This is a genomic window from Streptomyces sp. NPDC001339 (assembly GCF_042895955.1).
Taxonomy (GTDB): Bacteria; Actinomycetota; Actinomycetes; order Streptomycetales; family Streptomycetaceae; genus Streptomyces.
In genome coordinates, this window is the sequence record NZ_JBIAWT010000002.1 from 842,851 (window position 1) to 857,303 (window position 14,453).

At 67.1% G+C, this 14,453-nt stretch carries 15 protein-coding genes and 1 pseudogene; 8 read left to right on the forward strand and 8 right to left on the reverse strand.

Annotated features, from left to right (window positions below):
• Position 1 precedes the first annotated feature (1 nt).
• The 4 genes and pseudogenes from ACFY12_RS08850 to ACFY12_RS08865 form a co-directional block, all read right to left on the reverse strand.
• A complete protein-coding gene (locus tag ACFY12_RS08850; RefSeq protein WP_390715026.1) occupies positions 2 to 772 on the reverse strand; it encodes a 3-deoxy-manno-octulosonate cytidylyltransferase in 771 nt (256 codons plus the stop codon).
• On the reverse strand, positions 754 to 1,278 hold the full coding sequence (locus tag ACFY12_RS08855) for an SIS domain-containing protein (RefSeq protein ID WP_390715027.1): 525 nt from the start codon (positions 1,276 to 1,278) through the stop codon (positions 754 to 756). Before ACFY12_RS08855 ends, ACFY12_RS08850 begins: the two co-directional genes overlap by 19 nt.
• 1,417 nt (positions 1,279 to 2,695) lie before the next feature.
• Positions 2,696 to 3,121: a PPOX class F420-dependent oxidoreductase gene (locus tag ACFY12_RS08860; protein ID WP_390715091.1), complete on the reverse strand. Its 426-nt coding sequence runs from the start codon at positions 3,119 to 3,121 to the stop codon at positions 2,696 to 2,698.
• 28 nt (positions 3,122 to 3,149) lie between these two features.
• Positions 3,150 to 3,676: pseudogene (locus ACFY12_RS08865) on the reverse strand (PadR family transcriptional regulator).
• 193 nt (positions 3,677 to 3,869) lie between these two features.
• Between ACFY12_RS08865 and ACFY12_RS08870 the strand changes: the two are divergent.
• On the forward strand, positions 3,870 to 4,106 hold the full coding sequence (locus ACFY12_RS08870; protein WP_390715028.1) for a hypothetical protein: 237 nt from the start codon (positions 3,870 to 3,872) through the stop codon (positions 4,104 to 4,106).
• Positions 4,107 to 4,643: 537 nt separating this feature from the next.
• Here the strand turns inward: ACFY12_RS08870 and ACFY12_RS08875 are convergent.
• Positions 4,644 to 6,266, reverse strand: coding sequence for a transporter (locus tag ACFY12_RS08875; RefSeq protein WP_390715029.1), 1,623 nt, complete (start codon positions 6,264 to 6,266; stop codon positions 4,644 to 4,646).
• Entirely contained in the window at positions 6,263 to 7,036 is a 774-nt protein-coding gene (locus ACFY12_RS08880) for an ABC transporter ATP-binding protein (RefSeq protein ID WP_390715030.1), read from the reverse strand. Before ACFY12_RS08880 ends, ACFY12_RS08875 begins: the two co-directional genes overlap by 4 nt.
• 686 nt (positions 7,037 to 7,722) lie before the next feature.
• On the opposite strand from ACFY12_RS08880, the gene ACFY12_RS08885 reads away from it, so the two are divergent.
• A complete protein-coding gene (locus ACFY12_RS08885; RefSeq protein ID WP_390715031.1) occupies positions 7,723 to 8,247 on the forward strand; it encodes a hypothetical protein in 525 nt (174 codons plus the stop codon).
• Positions 8,248 to 8,332: 85 nt separating this feature from the next.
• Positions 8,333 to 8,737 (forward strand): hypothetical protein, encoded by a 405-nt coding sequence (locus ACFY12_RS08890; RefSeq protein ID WP_390715032.1) that lies wholly within the window; start codon positions 8,333 to 8,335, stop codon positions 8,735 to 8,737.
• A 114-nt stretch (positions 8,738 to 8,851) separates the two neighbouring features.
• Here ACFY12_RS08890 and ACFY12_RS08895 read toward each other — a convergent pair whose 3' ends face one another.
• Both ACFY12_RS08895 and ACFY12_RS08900 read right to left on the reverse strand, forming a co-directional pair.
• Positions 8,852 to 9,178 carry a winged helix-turn-helix domain-containing protein gene (locus ACFY12_RS08895; RefSeq protein ID WP_390715033.1) on the reverse strand — a complete coding sequence of 109 codons (327 nt, stop codon included), beginning with the start codon at positions 9,176 to 9,178 and terminating at the stop codon, positions 8,852 to 8,854.
• Positions 9,175 to 9,663, reverse strand: a complete 489-nt coding sequence (locus ACFY12_RS08900) for a hypothetical protein (protein ID WP_390715034.1) — start codon at positions 9,661 to 9,663, stop codon at positions 9,175 to 9,177. The genes ACFY12_RS08895 and ACFY12_RS08900 overlap by 4 nt, the downstream gene beginning before the upstream one ends.
• A 461-nt stretch (positions 9,664 to 10,124) precedes the next feature.
• Here ACFY12_RS08900 and ACFY12_RS08905 point away from each other — a divergent pair, with 461 nt between their 5' ends.
• From ACFY12_RS08905 to ACFY12_RS08925, 5 genes are all read left to right on the forward strand, one after another.
• Positions 10,125 to 10,271, forward strand: coding sequence for a helix-turn-helix domain-containing protein (locus ACFY12_RS08905; RefSeq protein ID WP_390715092.1), 147 nt, complete (start codon positions 10,125 to 10,127; stop codon positions 10,269 to 10,271).
• Positions 10,272 to 10,279: 8 nt separating this feature from the next.
• Entirely contained in the window at positions 10,280 to 10,669 is a 390-nt protein-coding gene (locus tag ACFY12_RS08910) for a transposase (protein ID WP_390715035.1), read from the forward strand.
• 867 nt (positions 10,670 to 11,536) lie between these two features.
• Positions 11,537 to 12,520: a hypothetical protein gene (locus ACFY12_RS08915; protein ID WP_390715036.1), complete on the forward strand. Its 984-nt coding sequence runs from the start codon at positions 11,537 to 11,539 to the stop codon at positions 12,518 to 12,520.
• Between the two features lie 118 nt (positions 12,521 to 12,638).
• Positions 12,639 to 13,475: a transposase gene (locus ACFY12_RS08920; RefSeq protein WP_390715037.1), complete on the forward strand. Its 837-nt coding sequence runs from the start codon at positions 12,639 to 12,641 to the stop codon at positions 13,473 to 13,475.
• The gene (locus tag ACFY12_RS08925) at positions 13,426 to 14,196 is read left to right on the forward strand and encodes a hypothetical protein (RefSeq protein ID WP_390715038.1); all 771 of its coding nucleotides are present in this window, start codon (positions 13,426 to 13,428) and stop codon (positions 14,194 to 14,196) included. Before ACFY12_RS08920 ends, ACFY12_RS08925 begins: the two co-directional genes overlap by 50 nt.
• Positions 14,197 to 14,453: the final 257 nt, after the last annotated feature.

Genomic DNA, 14,453 nt, shown 5'->3' on the forward strand with positions numbered 1-14,453 from the left:
GTCACGGCGCCCCCCTCTCGCGTGCCAGGGCTTCGGCGGCCGCTTCAGCAGCGGCCAGGTCGGACGGGACGTTGATGCTGATGGGGGCTTGCGGGGAGGGCACCACGGTGACCGGCAGGCCCAGTTCGAGGAAGCGCAGCTGCTCCAGCCCCTCGACCCGTTCCAGAACCCCGGGCGGGGCGGCGGCAATGCGCGCCAGCGCCTCCCGGGTGAAACCGTAGATCCCCAGGTGCTTGGCGGCCCGGCCGCTGCCGCGCAACTCATCGAAATGCCCGCCGGACCACGGGTGGGGTACGGCTGCGCGGGAGAAGTACAGAGCACGGTCGGCCTGGTCGGTCAGGACGGTGACCTGATGCGGATCAGTCCCGCACGCCTCATCCAGGGGGCCCGCGGCAGTGGCCACCGGGTGCCCGGCCTCCACCGCCTCGATCACCCGGTCGATGACGTCGGGGGAGATGAACGGTTCGTCGGCCTGGAGGTTGACCGCACACTCTGCGTCCAGGTGCGCTGCCACCGCGGCGGTACGGTCCGTCCCGGTAGCGAGGAGTTCCCTGGAGACCATCACCTCGGCACCGAAGCCCTGGCACACCTCGGCGATGCCGTCGCAATCCGTGGCCACGACCACCCTCGTGACCCGGCGCGCCTGCGTTGCGGCCTGGTGGGTCCATTGCACGACAGGGCGGCCCCTGAGTGGTGCGGTGGCCTTGCCGGGAAACCGCGTGGAGCCGGCTCGAGCCGGAATGACGACGACGGTCACAGTGCCCGCTCCCACGTGGCCGGGTGAAGGTCCACCACGAGATCGGTGGGATGGGATTTGGCCTCGAACACGCTGAGCACCAGGGCGTGCCCAAGGGCCGTGAGGGCGAGCGTCGCCGTGGTGGGTGGCCCCACAGACTGCTCGATGGGGCACTCGGCTGACAGCACCAGATCGCTTGCGTGTGCCAGCGGTGAGCCACCGTCGCCCACCAGGGCCGTGGTCCGCGCCGGCCGGCGCGCGAGATGCGGTAGCAACCTCAGCACTTCGCCCGTCTGCCCAGACCAGGACACCACGACCACCTCGTCGCCGGGTGCGACCATGCCGAGGTCGCCATGGAGGGCCTCAGTGGGATGCAGGAAATACGCCGGCGTCCCCGAGGCCGCGAACAGCTCCGCGACGCCGCGTGCCACCGTCGCCGACTTGCCGACCCCGGTCAGCAGAAGCCGCCCTGACGAGGAGGCCAACACCTTGGCCACCGACTGCACTTGACCGGACCGCTCCTCGGCCAGCCGGGCCAGCACCGATGCCCCGTCTCGCAAACTCTCCCGCGCCGCTGAATACTGGCTACCCTGCCGCACCGCCCCTCCCGTTCACCACTCCGCCCCCACCGGGAACTCATCCCCCGCGATCAATGTTCCTCCGCTGGACTCAGGCCAAACGCGCTGCTGCCGAGCGAGGAGAACGTCTGGCTACGGGGCCCAGAGGCTCGCGCAGCAGGCGAGTACCGCTGACCGTAGGTTGGCCGCCACTCAATACGGGGAGGGGTTCTCACCTCTACGTCGATCGCGGTGGAACGGCCTCCCGCGAAGCGGCGAGGCAGGTCCGACGGCACCGTCATCGTCAGGACAAGCCTGCGCTTTCTCAACTTGATCTGCATCTACGGCAGCCGCAGCTCGCCCCGCATCACCAGCATGTGGGTATGGTTTCGGACACACTCTTGGCACACGCTGCTTGGTTTTCAGGCAGCGGCCATCGGTGCCCGTTCTTGGCCTTCGGCCGGGAGCGGGCGTTTGTCGTGTCTGGCCTGCTTTCGTTCGGGGCGGATGGGGTGAGGCGTCGGTCGGTGGCTGTCAGCCGATGAGATCCTTTCTGCGGTGGGGGTGCTGGCGGTGAGGGTCTTTCCTTTCGGGTCGTAGGTCAGTGTGATCTTTGCTGTCCGGAGGCGGGTGACGAGGTCGGCTGGCGAGGTGCTGGTTGCACTGGCGTCCGTCAGGCTGAGTCTGATTGCGAGGGCGGGCAGGTGGGGCAGGATGCGGTCTTCGCGTACGCGGTGTTGCGGGGGCGGTCGGTGCTGGTGGCGGTGGTGTGGCCGTGGCGGCAGTGGTAGGCGGGGCGTTGGTGGGACCAGCAGGAGTCCATCTGGCGCTGGCACAGGGCGCAGTGCAGTAGGCCGGCGAGAAGGTATTCGCGGCCGGGGGCGGTTTCCCGCGGGGCGCGGATGTTCTGGACGGCGACGAAGTCTGCATCGCTGACCAGTGCCGGAGAAGATCCAGGTGATAATGGGGCCGGTGGTGGGGTCGGGGACGAGGCGGTGAGCGCGTACGCCGCGTCGGGCCAGGCCCCGGTTGGGGTGTGGGCCGGCATCTGCGAGCCGGTAGCCGTAGGGTGGGCGGCCGCCGAGGTAGCGGCCTTGGCCGCGGGCTTGGACGGTCATCGAGGTGAGGGTGCGCATGCGGGGGCGGGCGACCTCGCGCTTGGCCAGGATGCCGAGCGGCACCATGAGCTCCTCGTGGCCGGTGGTCTGCGGATCGGCGGCGCCACCCAGCTCAGGGATCCACACGGGGATCTTGTAGTGGTCGAAGAGCGGCGCCAGGACGGTGAACTGGTTGCCGTGGAAGGCACGTTCGCTGGAGCCGATGACGATGGCGTCGAAGTCGCGGTCGGGGTCGGCGAGTGCGGCCAGGAGGGCGGCTGCTTCGGGGCGGCGGGGCCAGGGGGTCAGTCTGCGATGCCGTGGAAGGCGATGGCACGGTCGACGGTGGCGCGCACCAGGTACTCACCTGGCTCGGAGTTACGTCGTCCGTAGGCTTCAGCGTGGTCGTGTCCCATGTAGCGCGCTCCGATGCGGGTTGCCCAGGAGAGCAACTCGCCGGGGTTGTCGGTGAGTTCGGCTGTGCACTCCAGCATGACGTAGCTGTAGGGCGGTTCCTGGTCGTCGACGCACAGGGAGAAGCGCGGTTCGCGGCGCAGTGCCTGGTACTTCAATGACTTGTGCCAGGTGGTGAAGACCACCTGGCCATCGGCCTCGTCGTCGAGGAGGAACCACACGGGGGTGACGTGTGGGCGGCCGTCCTTGCGGTTGGTGGCCAGTTTGCCGGTGCGGGTTCCGGTGAGGACGAATGAGTGCCATTCGTCGTGGGTCATGGCTCGCACGGAGTCTCTCCTGTTTCGTCTAGTGGGGGCTCAGGGTCTCGATGGTCTCTTCCAGCCAGGCGAGTTCGGCCTGGGAGGTGGCCTTGGCGATGGTGAGGACGCCTCGTCGGAAGGGGTCGTCGACGTCCTTGATGCCCAGGGGACGGTCCCCGCTGTAGAAGAAGCTGCTCGGTTCCCGGAGGAAGGCGAGGCGCCGGCGCAGCACGTCTGCCTGTGTCTCCTGGTCCGGCAGGTGGCGCAGGAAGGCGAGGAGCGTGAACCAGCGGTTCTCGTCGGTGATGAAGGGGGCATCGGGCGTGCGGAGCTCTTCCAGCAGTGCCTGTTTGCCCCGATCGGTGAGGCTCAGCATATGCCGGGGGCGGCCCCGGCTCCCGGCTGCGACTCACGAACCAACAGATCGGCCTTCTCCATGCGCTTGATGGCCGGATACAGGGTGCCGTGGCTGATCGCTCGTACGTGACCGGTTAGCCGAGAGATGCGGGTGCGCAACTCATAGCCGTGAAGGGGCTCTTCGTAGAGGAAGCCCAGGACGGCGAGACCCAACATGCTTGACATGGTCGGACAGCATAGGGCTAGAGCTAGCCATAGGTCGATTCGACTCATGACGCATATGACATATATAGATAACGGCGCCTGGCTTGCTGCGTGTCTTCATCCGCGGAACCGGGCAAGGAGGTACAGCTTTGTCGGCCTCATCGATGCCACAAGCCGACCGCGATGTACGGTACGGGCCGGCGGGTTGGCGGCCGTCGAGCCGTCGCGCTCGGCATTCCCTATCGCGGCACTGGCGGCACTGTCGCTGTCGGTGTTCGCCGTGTGCTCCGCGGAGTTCGCCCTCATCGGTCTGCTGCTCAATGTCTCCGGTGACCTGCATGTCTCGGTGGCCAGCGCGGGCCGGCTGCTGAGCGCCTATGCGATCGCGGTGGCGGTCGGCGGACCGATCGTCACCATCCAGGCCATGTCTCCTCGATCATGAGCAGAGCCAGATAAGCAGTGCGGCTGCGGTGACCGGGCCGGACAGGCGTAGCCGTGCTTGTCATAGCGGGCGGCCGCGGCCCGGAACTGTCACCAGGTTGTACTGACACGGCCTCACCAGCCCTTCTGCCGATCGCCGAGCACGGTTGCCCGGTCACCGACACCGGGCTGCGCGCGGACATGGTGTCGTCGCCCGGTGCAACCCGACCGAGTTTGAAGCGGTGAAGATCGTGGAGGTGGGTGCGGCGTGGCCCCGGAGCCTCATGCCCCCACGTCGCGAGGCCCGTCCCCAGGGGTGGGCCTCGCAACGTGGGACCGTGGCCGTGTCAGCTTGCTTGTCGCTCGCGCCAACGTCGCCGGGCGACGAAGAAGACGAACCGCAGGATCATCGGAGACAGGGAGATGGCCGTGGGCACTCCGCCGGGCAGCCCCTCACCTACCGGGTAGGGCCAGCTTCTTGGGTCGAAGTCCCCCGGCAGGATGGTGCCGGGGGACTTCGATACGTCGCTGATCCCGGGACAGCGGTGGTTGCTGTGCCTCAGTCCTTGCTGACTGCCGCCAGGATCTCCGGCAGGCGTTCGGCAGCCCGGGGGGCCGTCAGGCGTAGGCCGAGGGCCGCGACGCAGAGCCCGTAGACGGCGCCGGCGGGCAGTACGGTCCACAACAGGCCGTGCAGGTCTGTCATATGGAGCCCGATGGTCAGCGCCAGCAGCGGCGAGATCAGCCCGCCGGCGACCAGCACTCCGGCGAAGAAGCCGCCCCAGGAGAGCGGGCCCTGGCCGGCGGCCGCGTTCTTCTTGCCTTCGGAGGGAATCGAGTACGGGGCCAGCACCGAGGCCATCGCGCCCGTGGCCACCAGCGCGCCGAACAGGGCCAGCGCGAGCCCGTAGACCTCCGGGAAGGCCGACCACGGGCCCATGAGGGCCGCGGCGGCGACGGTGACCAGCGTGACGTACGGGACGGCCACCAGCGCCACGGCCAGCGCACGGGCCCGCAGCTCCTCGTAGGCGTCGCGCGCGGTGGAGATCGTCTGGGCCACCATCCAGAACGCCGAGGTGTCCTGCCCGAACTGGTTGAACATCTGCGAACCGAGCATCCCGGCCGCCCACAAAGCGGTGTAGATGCTGCGGTTGCCCTGGACGGACCAGAGGACCGGCATCAGCAGTCCGAAGCCGAGCGACATCGACCAGGACATCTTCGACTTCGGGTCGCGCCAGGCGTAGCGCAGCGTACGCAGCATGACCGTGCCCGTGCGCCCCTGCGGCAGTAGCCGTGCGAGCCCCCGCTCCCCGCTGCTGGTCCGGCGTGCGCTGTCCTTCTTCATGGCCTGGAGGGTGGAGGAGTCCGGCGAGGTCATCAGGGTCGTCAGGGTGCGCTGCCACCACCATAGGAGCAGTGCCAGCGCCAGCACCGTCAGTGCCAGGCCGGCCGCCGCGCGCCCGTAGGCGCCGTGCCCGGCGTCGTCCACGGCGCTGATCGCGGAGGCCGGCGGTATCCAGCGCAGTGCGTTGCCCAGCGACTCCAGGACGGGCAGGCTGTCGGGGCGGCCCAGCCGTTGCACTGCCAGGTTGAAGCCCTGGGCCCCAAGGGCGATGAACAGGCCGCCCAGCACGGCGAGGTCACGGCCCCGTCGGCTGGTCAGCAGCCGCACCGAGGCGGTGGCGATCGCCCGCGCGAGGGCGACGCAGACCAGCACCACCAGGACAACGGCCGCGACGCCGACGAGCGCGGCGCCCACCCCGTCCGCGACCGCGAACACTGCGCCGGTCGCCACAGCGAGCGTGACGACCGGGCCGATCCCCACCAGCGACGCCACCAGCAGTACGCGGATCAGTGGGCGCGGCCGCAGCGGCAGCATCACCAGCCGGGTCGGATCGAGGGTCTCGTCGCCCGTGGAGAAGAACAACGGCATCGCCGCCCAGCCCAGGGCGAGGATGCCGATGAGAAGGACGGCAAGCGCGCCGGCGTGCGGAGTGCCGCGCAGCGCTATCAAGCCAACGACGGCCAGGCCCGCGACGACCAGGCCCATGAACGTGGAGGCGACATACCCCACCATGCGCCCCGGCGACTGGCGCACGCCGTTGCGCAGCAGCGTCAGCTTGAGCCGTACGAAGACGGAGACCGGCGACGAGAGGGTGGTGGCGGTGGCGTCGGCGCTCATCGGGTGCTGCCCAGCCAGTCCAGGCGCTGGCCGGCGCCACGGTCGTTCACACCGACCAGTGCGAGGAACGCCTCCTGCAACGACGGTGCGGCGCCGCGCACCTCGGCCAGCGGGCCCTGCGCGCGGATCCGGCCGGCGGCCATCACCGCGACCCAGTCGCACAGCGACTCGACCAGCTCCATCACATGGCTGGAGAAGATCACTGTCGCGCCGGAGGAGGTGTAGCGCTCCAGTACGCCGCGGATGGTCTGCGCAGAGACCGGGTCGACGCCCTCGAAGGGCTCGTCCAGGAAGAGGATCTCCGGATTGTGCAGCAGCGCGGCGGCCAGCCCGATCTTCTTGCGCATGCCGGTCGAGTAGTCCACGACGAGCTTGTGTTGCGAGCCTGACAGGTCGAGCACGTCCAGCAGCTGGGCGGCCCGCTTGTCCACCTCGTCGCCTGGGAGGCCGCGCAACCTGCCTATGTAGGCGAGGAGTTCCCGCCCGGACAGCCGCTCGAAGAGGCGCAGCCCCTCGGGTAGCACGCCGATCCGGGACTTCACGGACACCGGGTCCTGCCAGACGTCGTGCCCGCCGATCTCGACCAGACCGGAGTCCGGCCGCAGCAGGCCCGTCACCATGGACAGGGTGGTGGTCTTGCCCGCCCCGTTGGGACCGACCAGGCCGATGAAATGGCCCGCGGGCAGCGTCAGATCGATGCCGTGCACCGCGGTCTGCTCACCGAACCGCTTCCACAGGCCCTCGATACGGACAGCGGGCGGAACGCCCATGACACCACCCGAAGGTATGTCCGATCCACCCCGTTCTTGCGTCTTTTCCTGGATTTCCGCTTCGTCGGCCACAGCTTCCCTTTCAATTCCCCATAGGGGCCTGGTCACGCTCCTCGTTCAACATCCCACAGTACGAGTCAATGGCGACAGAACAGCGTGCGAGCGTTCGAAGACCGGCACGGCCAAGAATTGGCCCAGGCCACCGAACTCGAAGCAAAGAAAACCTGCGAATCCTGCGTAGCCGCGGCTGCGCCGCTTGCACGGCGACGGTCAACGGACATGGATCACAACGCTATGCGACAACTGTCGCAGTATTTCAAGCCCACCCCGCGGCGCCAACGACGAACCCGATGCACAGGTGATGACGTAGAACCTACGCAACTCGTCGCAGCACCCTGAAGGCGACGAAGAGGGAGATAGCTCCTGCAATGCCCGTTTTAGCGACAACGCCAAGCGGGGTGAAAAAAGGGCAATGTGACGCGGTGTTGCTTACCTCGTTGATCGCGTCGATCGCTCCAAGAATCGTGTGTTAGCTTCGCAGCGCCGACCGGCCGAGACCTGCGAAAAAGGGCCGGCGGCATGGAAAACGGGGGAAGAAGACTGGGGGGATCCGGCTTTGCTTGCAGGCTTCACACCGGTACTCCGCCATGCCCTCTTCCCCCGGCATCGCATCAAGGGGTCTATACATGAAGCGCAATACCCTGCGGATAGCCGCTGCTTCCGCACTAGCGGCTGTCACCTTCGGCGTCGCGACACCGATGGCGAACGCCGCGCCGGCTTCTGCGGCGCCGCGTGCGGCAGCGCCCGTACAGGGGATCGGCGACGCTGAGGGGATCAAGGCCCTGGAGCGGTTCGCACAGGCCATCCAGCAATTGCCGAAGAACCTCCAGAACAAGAACCTCAACGACCCCGAGGTCATCAACGCCCTGAAGGGCAAGTTGTCCACGAATAGCGGCTCGAACGGCTCGGTTGCGACGAGGACCAACTGGTTGGGTTGCGGCGTTGCGGCGGCCAAGTTCGCGGCGGAGAACGGTATACCCGTCGCCAAGGTCGCCCGCATCGTCGGGAAACTCGGTGGGTACACCAAGTTCGCCAAGTACGCGTGGAGGTACCTGAAGGACGGCCATGTTCCGCCGGAGGCCGGCGAGGAGTTCGCCGACTTCGTCATGGCTGTAAGCGGCCTTGGCGACCTTGCCGCCGCCTGCGCCTGACGCTTACGCATGCAAAAGACCGGTCACACGACAATGGCAAGGAGGGATGCAAGTGCTAGGTAGGGCTTCTGGAGACGGTGAGCAGGTGACAGTGCGGGAGGCGATCGGATATAGCGCTTTCACGGTCCTGCTGTGCCTGGTCTTCGCCTACCCGGGTGCGTCCTTCATCCGCGAGTTGATAGGGCAGCGTGGTCTCGCAATCTCCCCGCTGGTCGCCGCCGTTGCCGTGTGGCCGGTGGCTGCGCTGCTCATGTCCATCGAGGCATGGGTGCAGGCACAACAATGGTGGCCGAAGGCCAAATCGGTGTGGGCCTGGGGATTGGGCATCCTCCTGTGCGGAACGCCCCTGATCACCGCGCTGACTGTGCCGTACCCGGTAGGTGAGGGGTTGCCCGGCGGAGTGCCCACCGCCATCTCCCTGTCTCCGATGATCCTGCTGTTCGTCTTCTTCGTCGCCCGGCGACGTTGGCGCGAGCGAAACGCAACCTGACACGGCCACGGTCCCACGTTGCGAGGCTCACCCCTGGGGACGGGCCTCGCAACGTGGGCACAGTCGCGGCTCGCGCACGATCGCTGTTTTCACGTACGCGGTAGTCAGCGGTAGTCAGGCGTCCGGGGTGGTGTCCTGGTCAGGTTCACGCTGGAGTAGCTGCTGCAGTGCTGCGACGTGTCGGCTGTAGCGGGCCTGGCCCAGTGGGGTAATGCGGAACCAGGTGCGCGGGCGCCGCCCGATCCCACCCTTGCGGACCTCGATGTAGCCCGTGTCCTCCAAGGCGCGGCTGTGCTTGGAGACCATCGAATCGCTCAGCCCCGTCGTCTCCCGGACCGTGCGGAACTCTACCCACTGCGGGCCTGCGGCCAGCAGCGCACAGATCGACAGCTTCGGTAGCTGATGGATCACGGGGTCCAGCCCGTCGGATGTGTCGGTCACCGCTGCTGGCTCCCCGTCAGGATGTCGCTACGGATCCCCGCGGCCATCCAGGTCAGGAGGAACGCGATCACGCCTCCCGTGACCACCGCGATCCCGATGGCTGCCCATGCGGCGCCGCTGGATGAACGGTTCAGCTGGCCCAGCCCGAACACCGTCGCCACACTGCCCAGGCACACCAGGACGAACGAGGAGAAGCGCCGACGCAGCGACGGATACACCGCGAAGGGCCACACATCCCGCCGATTCATCCCAGAGCGCACGGAGAACACCACGATCAACGCCACAAACAGCAGGCCGCCGACCTGGCCGTACGGTAGGTCCGGAATCCCCAAGCGGCGGTAACCGGCCGCTGGGAACGCACTGCTGACCGCGAGCGTCCAGGACGCCGCGCTCAACACCGGAAGCCACCGGCCCAGCCGGACTCGTGTAGCCGCGGCCTGGCGCTGACGAGCCACAACGTCCATGCCCGCCCGGTACTCGTCCATCCACTCACTCCTGCACCCAAAGTAACTTTCCAAATGGAAAGCACTTTCTGGACTCATACTTGGCAACCCGAGCATGAAGAGCCTCACCAACCCCTGCCCCCCGCGGTTTTGCCAAAACTGAAGGGTTCTCAGCAGGAACCCGAGCGTCCGATGCCCTGATGTCAGGGGATGGGCCCTGGGTTCGTGGAGAAGTCGCGGGGTCGGTCTCCAGCGCCTCTCGATACTGTGGCGTGACATCAGAGCTCGTAACCGGGTCTTGTTGAGGTGTCCTGGTCGGACGTGACCGATGTGCTGATTTAGCTGCTCGTGTCGTGTGACGACTCGCCCCTGAGGATTGCCGGTTGGGGTGATGTGTGTAGTCACTTTGGTTGTATGTCTGGTAGATGAGGTATTCAGGTGGGGGTGGCCTGACCGGGTCGGAGCGGGGCCGGCGGGAGCGGGTGCGGTTCGAGGCTGCCGGGATGTTCGAGCAGGGTGTGGCCCCGCCGGTGGTGGCCAAGGAGTTACGGGTATCGCGGAAGTCCGCGTATGCCTGGCATACGCTGTGGCGTGAGGGCGGCGTGGAGGCGTTGCGCTCTAAGGGGCCAGCGGGCCGTCCTCGCGGCTGATCTACCGGATGCTGACCCATACCAGTCGCAAGGGCGAGAAGAAGGGCTTCCGCGAGGACAACCTCGCCATGCTCCTGGACGCCGCGCATCAGCAGCTCGGTGGCCCGGTCGTCCTCGTCTGGGACAACGCCACCTCGCACAAGGACACCGCGATGCGCGAGCTGCTCCGGGCACGCAGCGCGTGGCTGACGGTCTTCCGTCTCCCGCCGTACACACCGGACCTGAATCCGGCCGAAGGCGTGTGGGCGCATCTGAAGAAGTCCCTGGCCAACCTGGCCTCCTGCGCCACCCACCAACTCGCGAACACGGCCTGGACTCGGCTGAAGAAGATGCAGTACAGAGTTGACCTCCTCGACGGCTTCATCGCCGAGACCGGGCTCAACCTCAATCCGCCCTGACCATCACCCCAACCCGCAACCCTCAGCCGTGGATCGTGGATGACGGTTCCTTCCGCATCGAGTTCACCGTGTGAGGACCCCACCGGGTGTCCCGCCCGGTACCGATCCCACCTCCTGATCCGGGCTCCCCGCCGTGCCACGCTCACTGCGGGGAGCCCGGAAGACTCGGTTCGGCAGGCGGTGCCGGGTGTGAACGACGGAGGCAGAACATGGCTGCAGGCGCGGACGCACGCTCGCTCGACTGCGCGGCGACCCGGATGTGCGTCACTTTCACCCGTGGTCTGGACCCCGAGGATGTGTTCGCCCGGTACGGGGCCGATCCGGCCCAGGCGCGCCTGCTCGCCTGGGACGCGGCCTCAGCGGGGCGGTATCTACGTGGGCGGGGGACCGGTTCCGTCCGGGACTATCGAGATCTGGTGAGACCTCACGCCAGGTCATCCCTTCCCGTCCCAGTCGTCGCTCGGGGGATGAGCGCGGTGCTCGCTCGGTGACCAAGCGGGCGCCGACCGGAGAAGGGCGGCGGCGACACTCAGCGATGACCGGTAGGAGGGCTACGTCACCCAGGACGCAGTCGGGGCGCCGTCGCCGGTCGGCCGGGCCGACCGGCGACGGGCGGGATGCTGTCGATGAGGTGGAGGGTCTGGGTGATGTCGTTGACGTTGGCGGTAGTCGTGATGACGTGGAGGGGCGGAGGTGATACGCGAGGAAGCCGCCACTTCGTGACGGGCTGGCTGTCAGATTCGGTGGTGGTGAGTGCCGACACCGGAAGTGGCGACGGACACTCTTATCTTTCACTTAGAACGTTCCCCTAGCGTCTCGTTCATGATGATGCAACGTGGTGCAGTCGGATCTGTTGTCCTCACGGCCGTGGCCTTGACGGCCACCGTCGGGGTGGCCGTCGCGGCTCCCGCCCCCGACAAGGCCGCCGCCTCGGTGTCCCACGGCAAGGTGGCGGACAATCTGTACATGTCGCTCGGCGCATTCGAGGATGCCACGTCCGGCAAGGACCCGAAGGTCAAGGCCATGATTGACCGTACGGACATCGGTGGCGTACAGGTGGTGGCGCCCTGGAAGGCTCTTGAGGGGAAGAAGGGGGAGTACAAGTGGTCGCGGCTGGACAATGCCCTGAAGTATCTCCAGGAACGCCACAAGAAACTGTTCGTCCAGGTTCAGGATCGGTTCTTCGATGTAGCCATGAAGGACGCCAACGTTCCCCAATACGTGAAGGACGAGGGCGGGGTCGCGCCGACGGTCGATGAGAACCCTGACAACCCCACCACCCATGGGGCCATGGTCGCGCAGTGGAACAAAGAGGTGCGAGCAGACTTCCAGGCCATGCTGAAGGCGATGGCGGAGAGGTTCGACGGCAAGCTCGCCGGGGTGAACCTTCCGGAGACCGCAGTCGAGGTGGACACCAAGAAGGATCAGACCAAGTACACCTCGAAGTCCTACATCGATGCCGAGATCGACAACATGCGCTACGGCAAGAAGGTCTTCACCAAGACGCAGTTCATCCAGTACATCAACTTCCTGCCGGATGACGACGACCACACGCGCATGAAGGAGATGTTCGACCTCGCCAGGGATAAGAAGATCGGCATCGGAGGACCGGACACCCTGCCGGACCGGAAGTACCAGATGGAGAACTCCTACAAGTTCCTCCACGAATACAAGGATGCCCTTCCCCTCGTCGCGATGGCCGTCCAGGAGCCCGACATCAACGCCAAGGACCCCAAGACCGGTAAGCCGTACACCCGCGAACGGTTCACGGACTTCGCCCACGACTACCTCGGTGCGCGCCACATGTTCTGGACCACCGAAGCAGACTGGCTGCAGAAGCCCCCGGCATGACACGTGCGCGAGTTCGGCTACCGGTAGTTCGTTAAATCCGGCGGTGGTGCGGGTTGACGACAGGTCGGGTTGGTCGTAGGCCGGTGGGAGGAGTCAACTTCCGTGCTGGAGGCTGAAGATGACCGCTCGCCGTCCGTGTCCGCCCGCGCCGGGCCCGTTGGAGGACTACGCGGCCCAGTTCGACGACCTCTTCTTCAGTCTGGCCCAGCAGCGGGGCTTTCGCGAGTACCTGACCGGGTTGCTGGCGCCGCGGGAGCGGAACAAGACGATCACCTACCTGGCAGGGGCGGAACCGGTGGCGGGTGCGAGGACGGCGGGGGCGCAGCGGCTGCAGTTCTTCCTGTCCGAGTCGCTCTGGGAGGCCGAGCAGGTCAACAGCCGGCGGCTTGAGCTGCTGCGCGAGCAGGTGGCGACGGCTCCGCACGAGGGCGGGGTCATCGTGATCGACGACTCCGGGGACCGCAAGGACGGCACGGCGACCGCGCACGTGGGCCGGCAGTGGATGGGCCGGTACGGCAAGACCGACAACGGCATCGTCACGGTGACCACGGTGTGGACCGACGGCCGCGTGTACCACCCGCTGCACGCGACTCCCTGCACCCCCGCCCACCACTTCACCCACGGCCGGTCCGACCCGGCCTTCCACACCAAACCGCAGCTGGCCGCTGCCCTCGCGGTCCGCGGGAAGGCGGCGGGCTTCGGCTGCCGGGCGGTGGTCGCCGACTGCGCCTACCTGAGTCAGCGACGACTGGTACCTCGCACTACGCGAGGCCGGCCTGGCCTACGTGGTGGCCCTCAAACCTCGCAACGGTGTCTGGGCTCCGGTCGACCAGCCGCACACTCCCGTTGCGGCCGCACAGGCCCTGACCTGGAAGGATGCCAAGCAACCCGGAGACTGGACGCCCGTGGAGGGTCACTTCCGCGACGGGCACACCGAGACCTGGTGGGCCGCTGATGCCCGCCTGGCCGGCTACGGCCCCGACTCACCCTGCCGGCTGGTCGTGGCCATCACCGACCCAGCCGGCCTGCCGGAGAAGGCCACCTGGTACCTGGCCACCAACCTGCCCCACCCCGACGCACCCCACGCCACCACCAGCCCGCACCCGCCGGCCGACCTCGCCGAGATCGTCCGCCTCTATGGCCTGCGGCCGTGGATCGAGCAGAGCTACAAGCAGATCAAGGACGAACTCGGCTGGGCCGACTTCCAAGTCCGCTCCGACCGCGCCATCCGCCGCCACCAGACCCTGGTCAACTGCGCTTTCTCCTTCTGCTGGGACCAGTGGTTCGACCCACCCGGACCCCTGGATGCCACCGCGCCGGACCCGTGCCCCGAAGAGGGGCCAGAGAGGGGGACTAACCGAACGTCACCAGCCCCAACAGCCTTGCTGGCCCAGGGCCTTACGTGCCATCCGCTCCTGGCTCACCCCTGTCATCACCCTCACTCGGTGACGGCGATCTGGACGAACCCGTCACGGGGTACGATGCATAGGAAGGTCCGCCTCTTCATGAATGACCAGCGTCTTCACACAGCGCAGGCGCGCCGGGTTGGAAGTACGCTCAGCCACACCTGGAACACTTTCGACACCGGTACCGATACCAAACTGTGCGTCAAATTCGCTATCTCACAGATGGCATGCGAGACGACTCGCTACATCGGTGACCGCGCACAGTCCTGACAGGAGCCCACTCGAGGCTCACACATGGCACTTTGGACCGGAGTCAACGTTCGAGCTTTGGGCGCACCCCAAGGCCGGGTGGCACCAGGGTCGATTCGCTGGCTTCGCCACCGTTACCGGTCGGCCTGGTCCAGCGGGACGACAGTAGGCGAACCCGTGCCGGACGAGAGATCCACAACGCCCTCCAGCAGCTTGCCGCCGCATCTGCAACGAGCCGCCAGGTGCCGCAGGCCTTTGTACCCTGGTTGTTCTTCGAT

Bases quoted from the DNA above. Each gene is read 5' to 3' on its own strand.
- ACFY12_RS08880 (WP_390715030.1), bottom strand. From the start codon at position 7,036: ATGGGCGTTCCGCCCGCTGTCCGTATCGAGGGCCTGTGGAAGCGGTTC.
- ACFY12_RS08900 (WP_390715034.1), bottom strand. From the start codon at position 9,663: ATGGACGAGTACCGGGCGGGCATGGACGTTGTGGCTCGTCAGCGCCAG.
- ACFY12_RS08910 (WP_390715035.1), top strand. From the start codon at position 10,280: ATGCTGACCCATACCAGTCGCAAGGGCGAGAAGAAGGGCTTCCGCGAG.
- ACFY12_RS08860 (WP_390715091.1), bottom strand. From the start codon at position 3,121: ATGACCCACGACGAATGGCACTCATTCGTCCTCACCGGAACCCGCACC.
- ACFY12_RS08920 (WP_390715037.1), top strand. From the start codon at position 12,639: ATGACCGCTCGCCGTCCGTGTCCGCCCGCGCCGGGCCCGTTGGAGGAC.
- ACFY12_RS08905 (WP_390715092.1), top strand. From the start codon at position 10,125: ATGTTCGAGCAGGGTGTGGCCCCGCCGGTGGTGGCCAAGGAGTTACGG.
- ACFY12_RS08885 (WP_390715031.1), top strand. From the start codon at position 7,723: ATGAAGCGCAATACCCTGCGGATAGCCGCTGCTTCCGCACTAGCGGCT.
- ACFY12_RS08875 (WP_390715029.1), bottom strand. From the start codon at position 6,266: ATGAGCGCCGACGCCACCGCCACCACCCTCTCGTCGCCGGTCTCCGTC.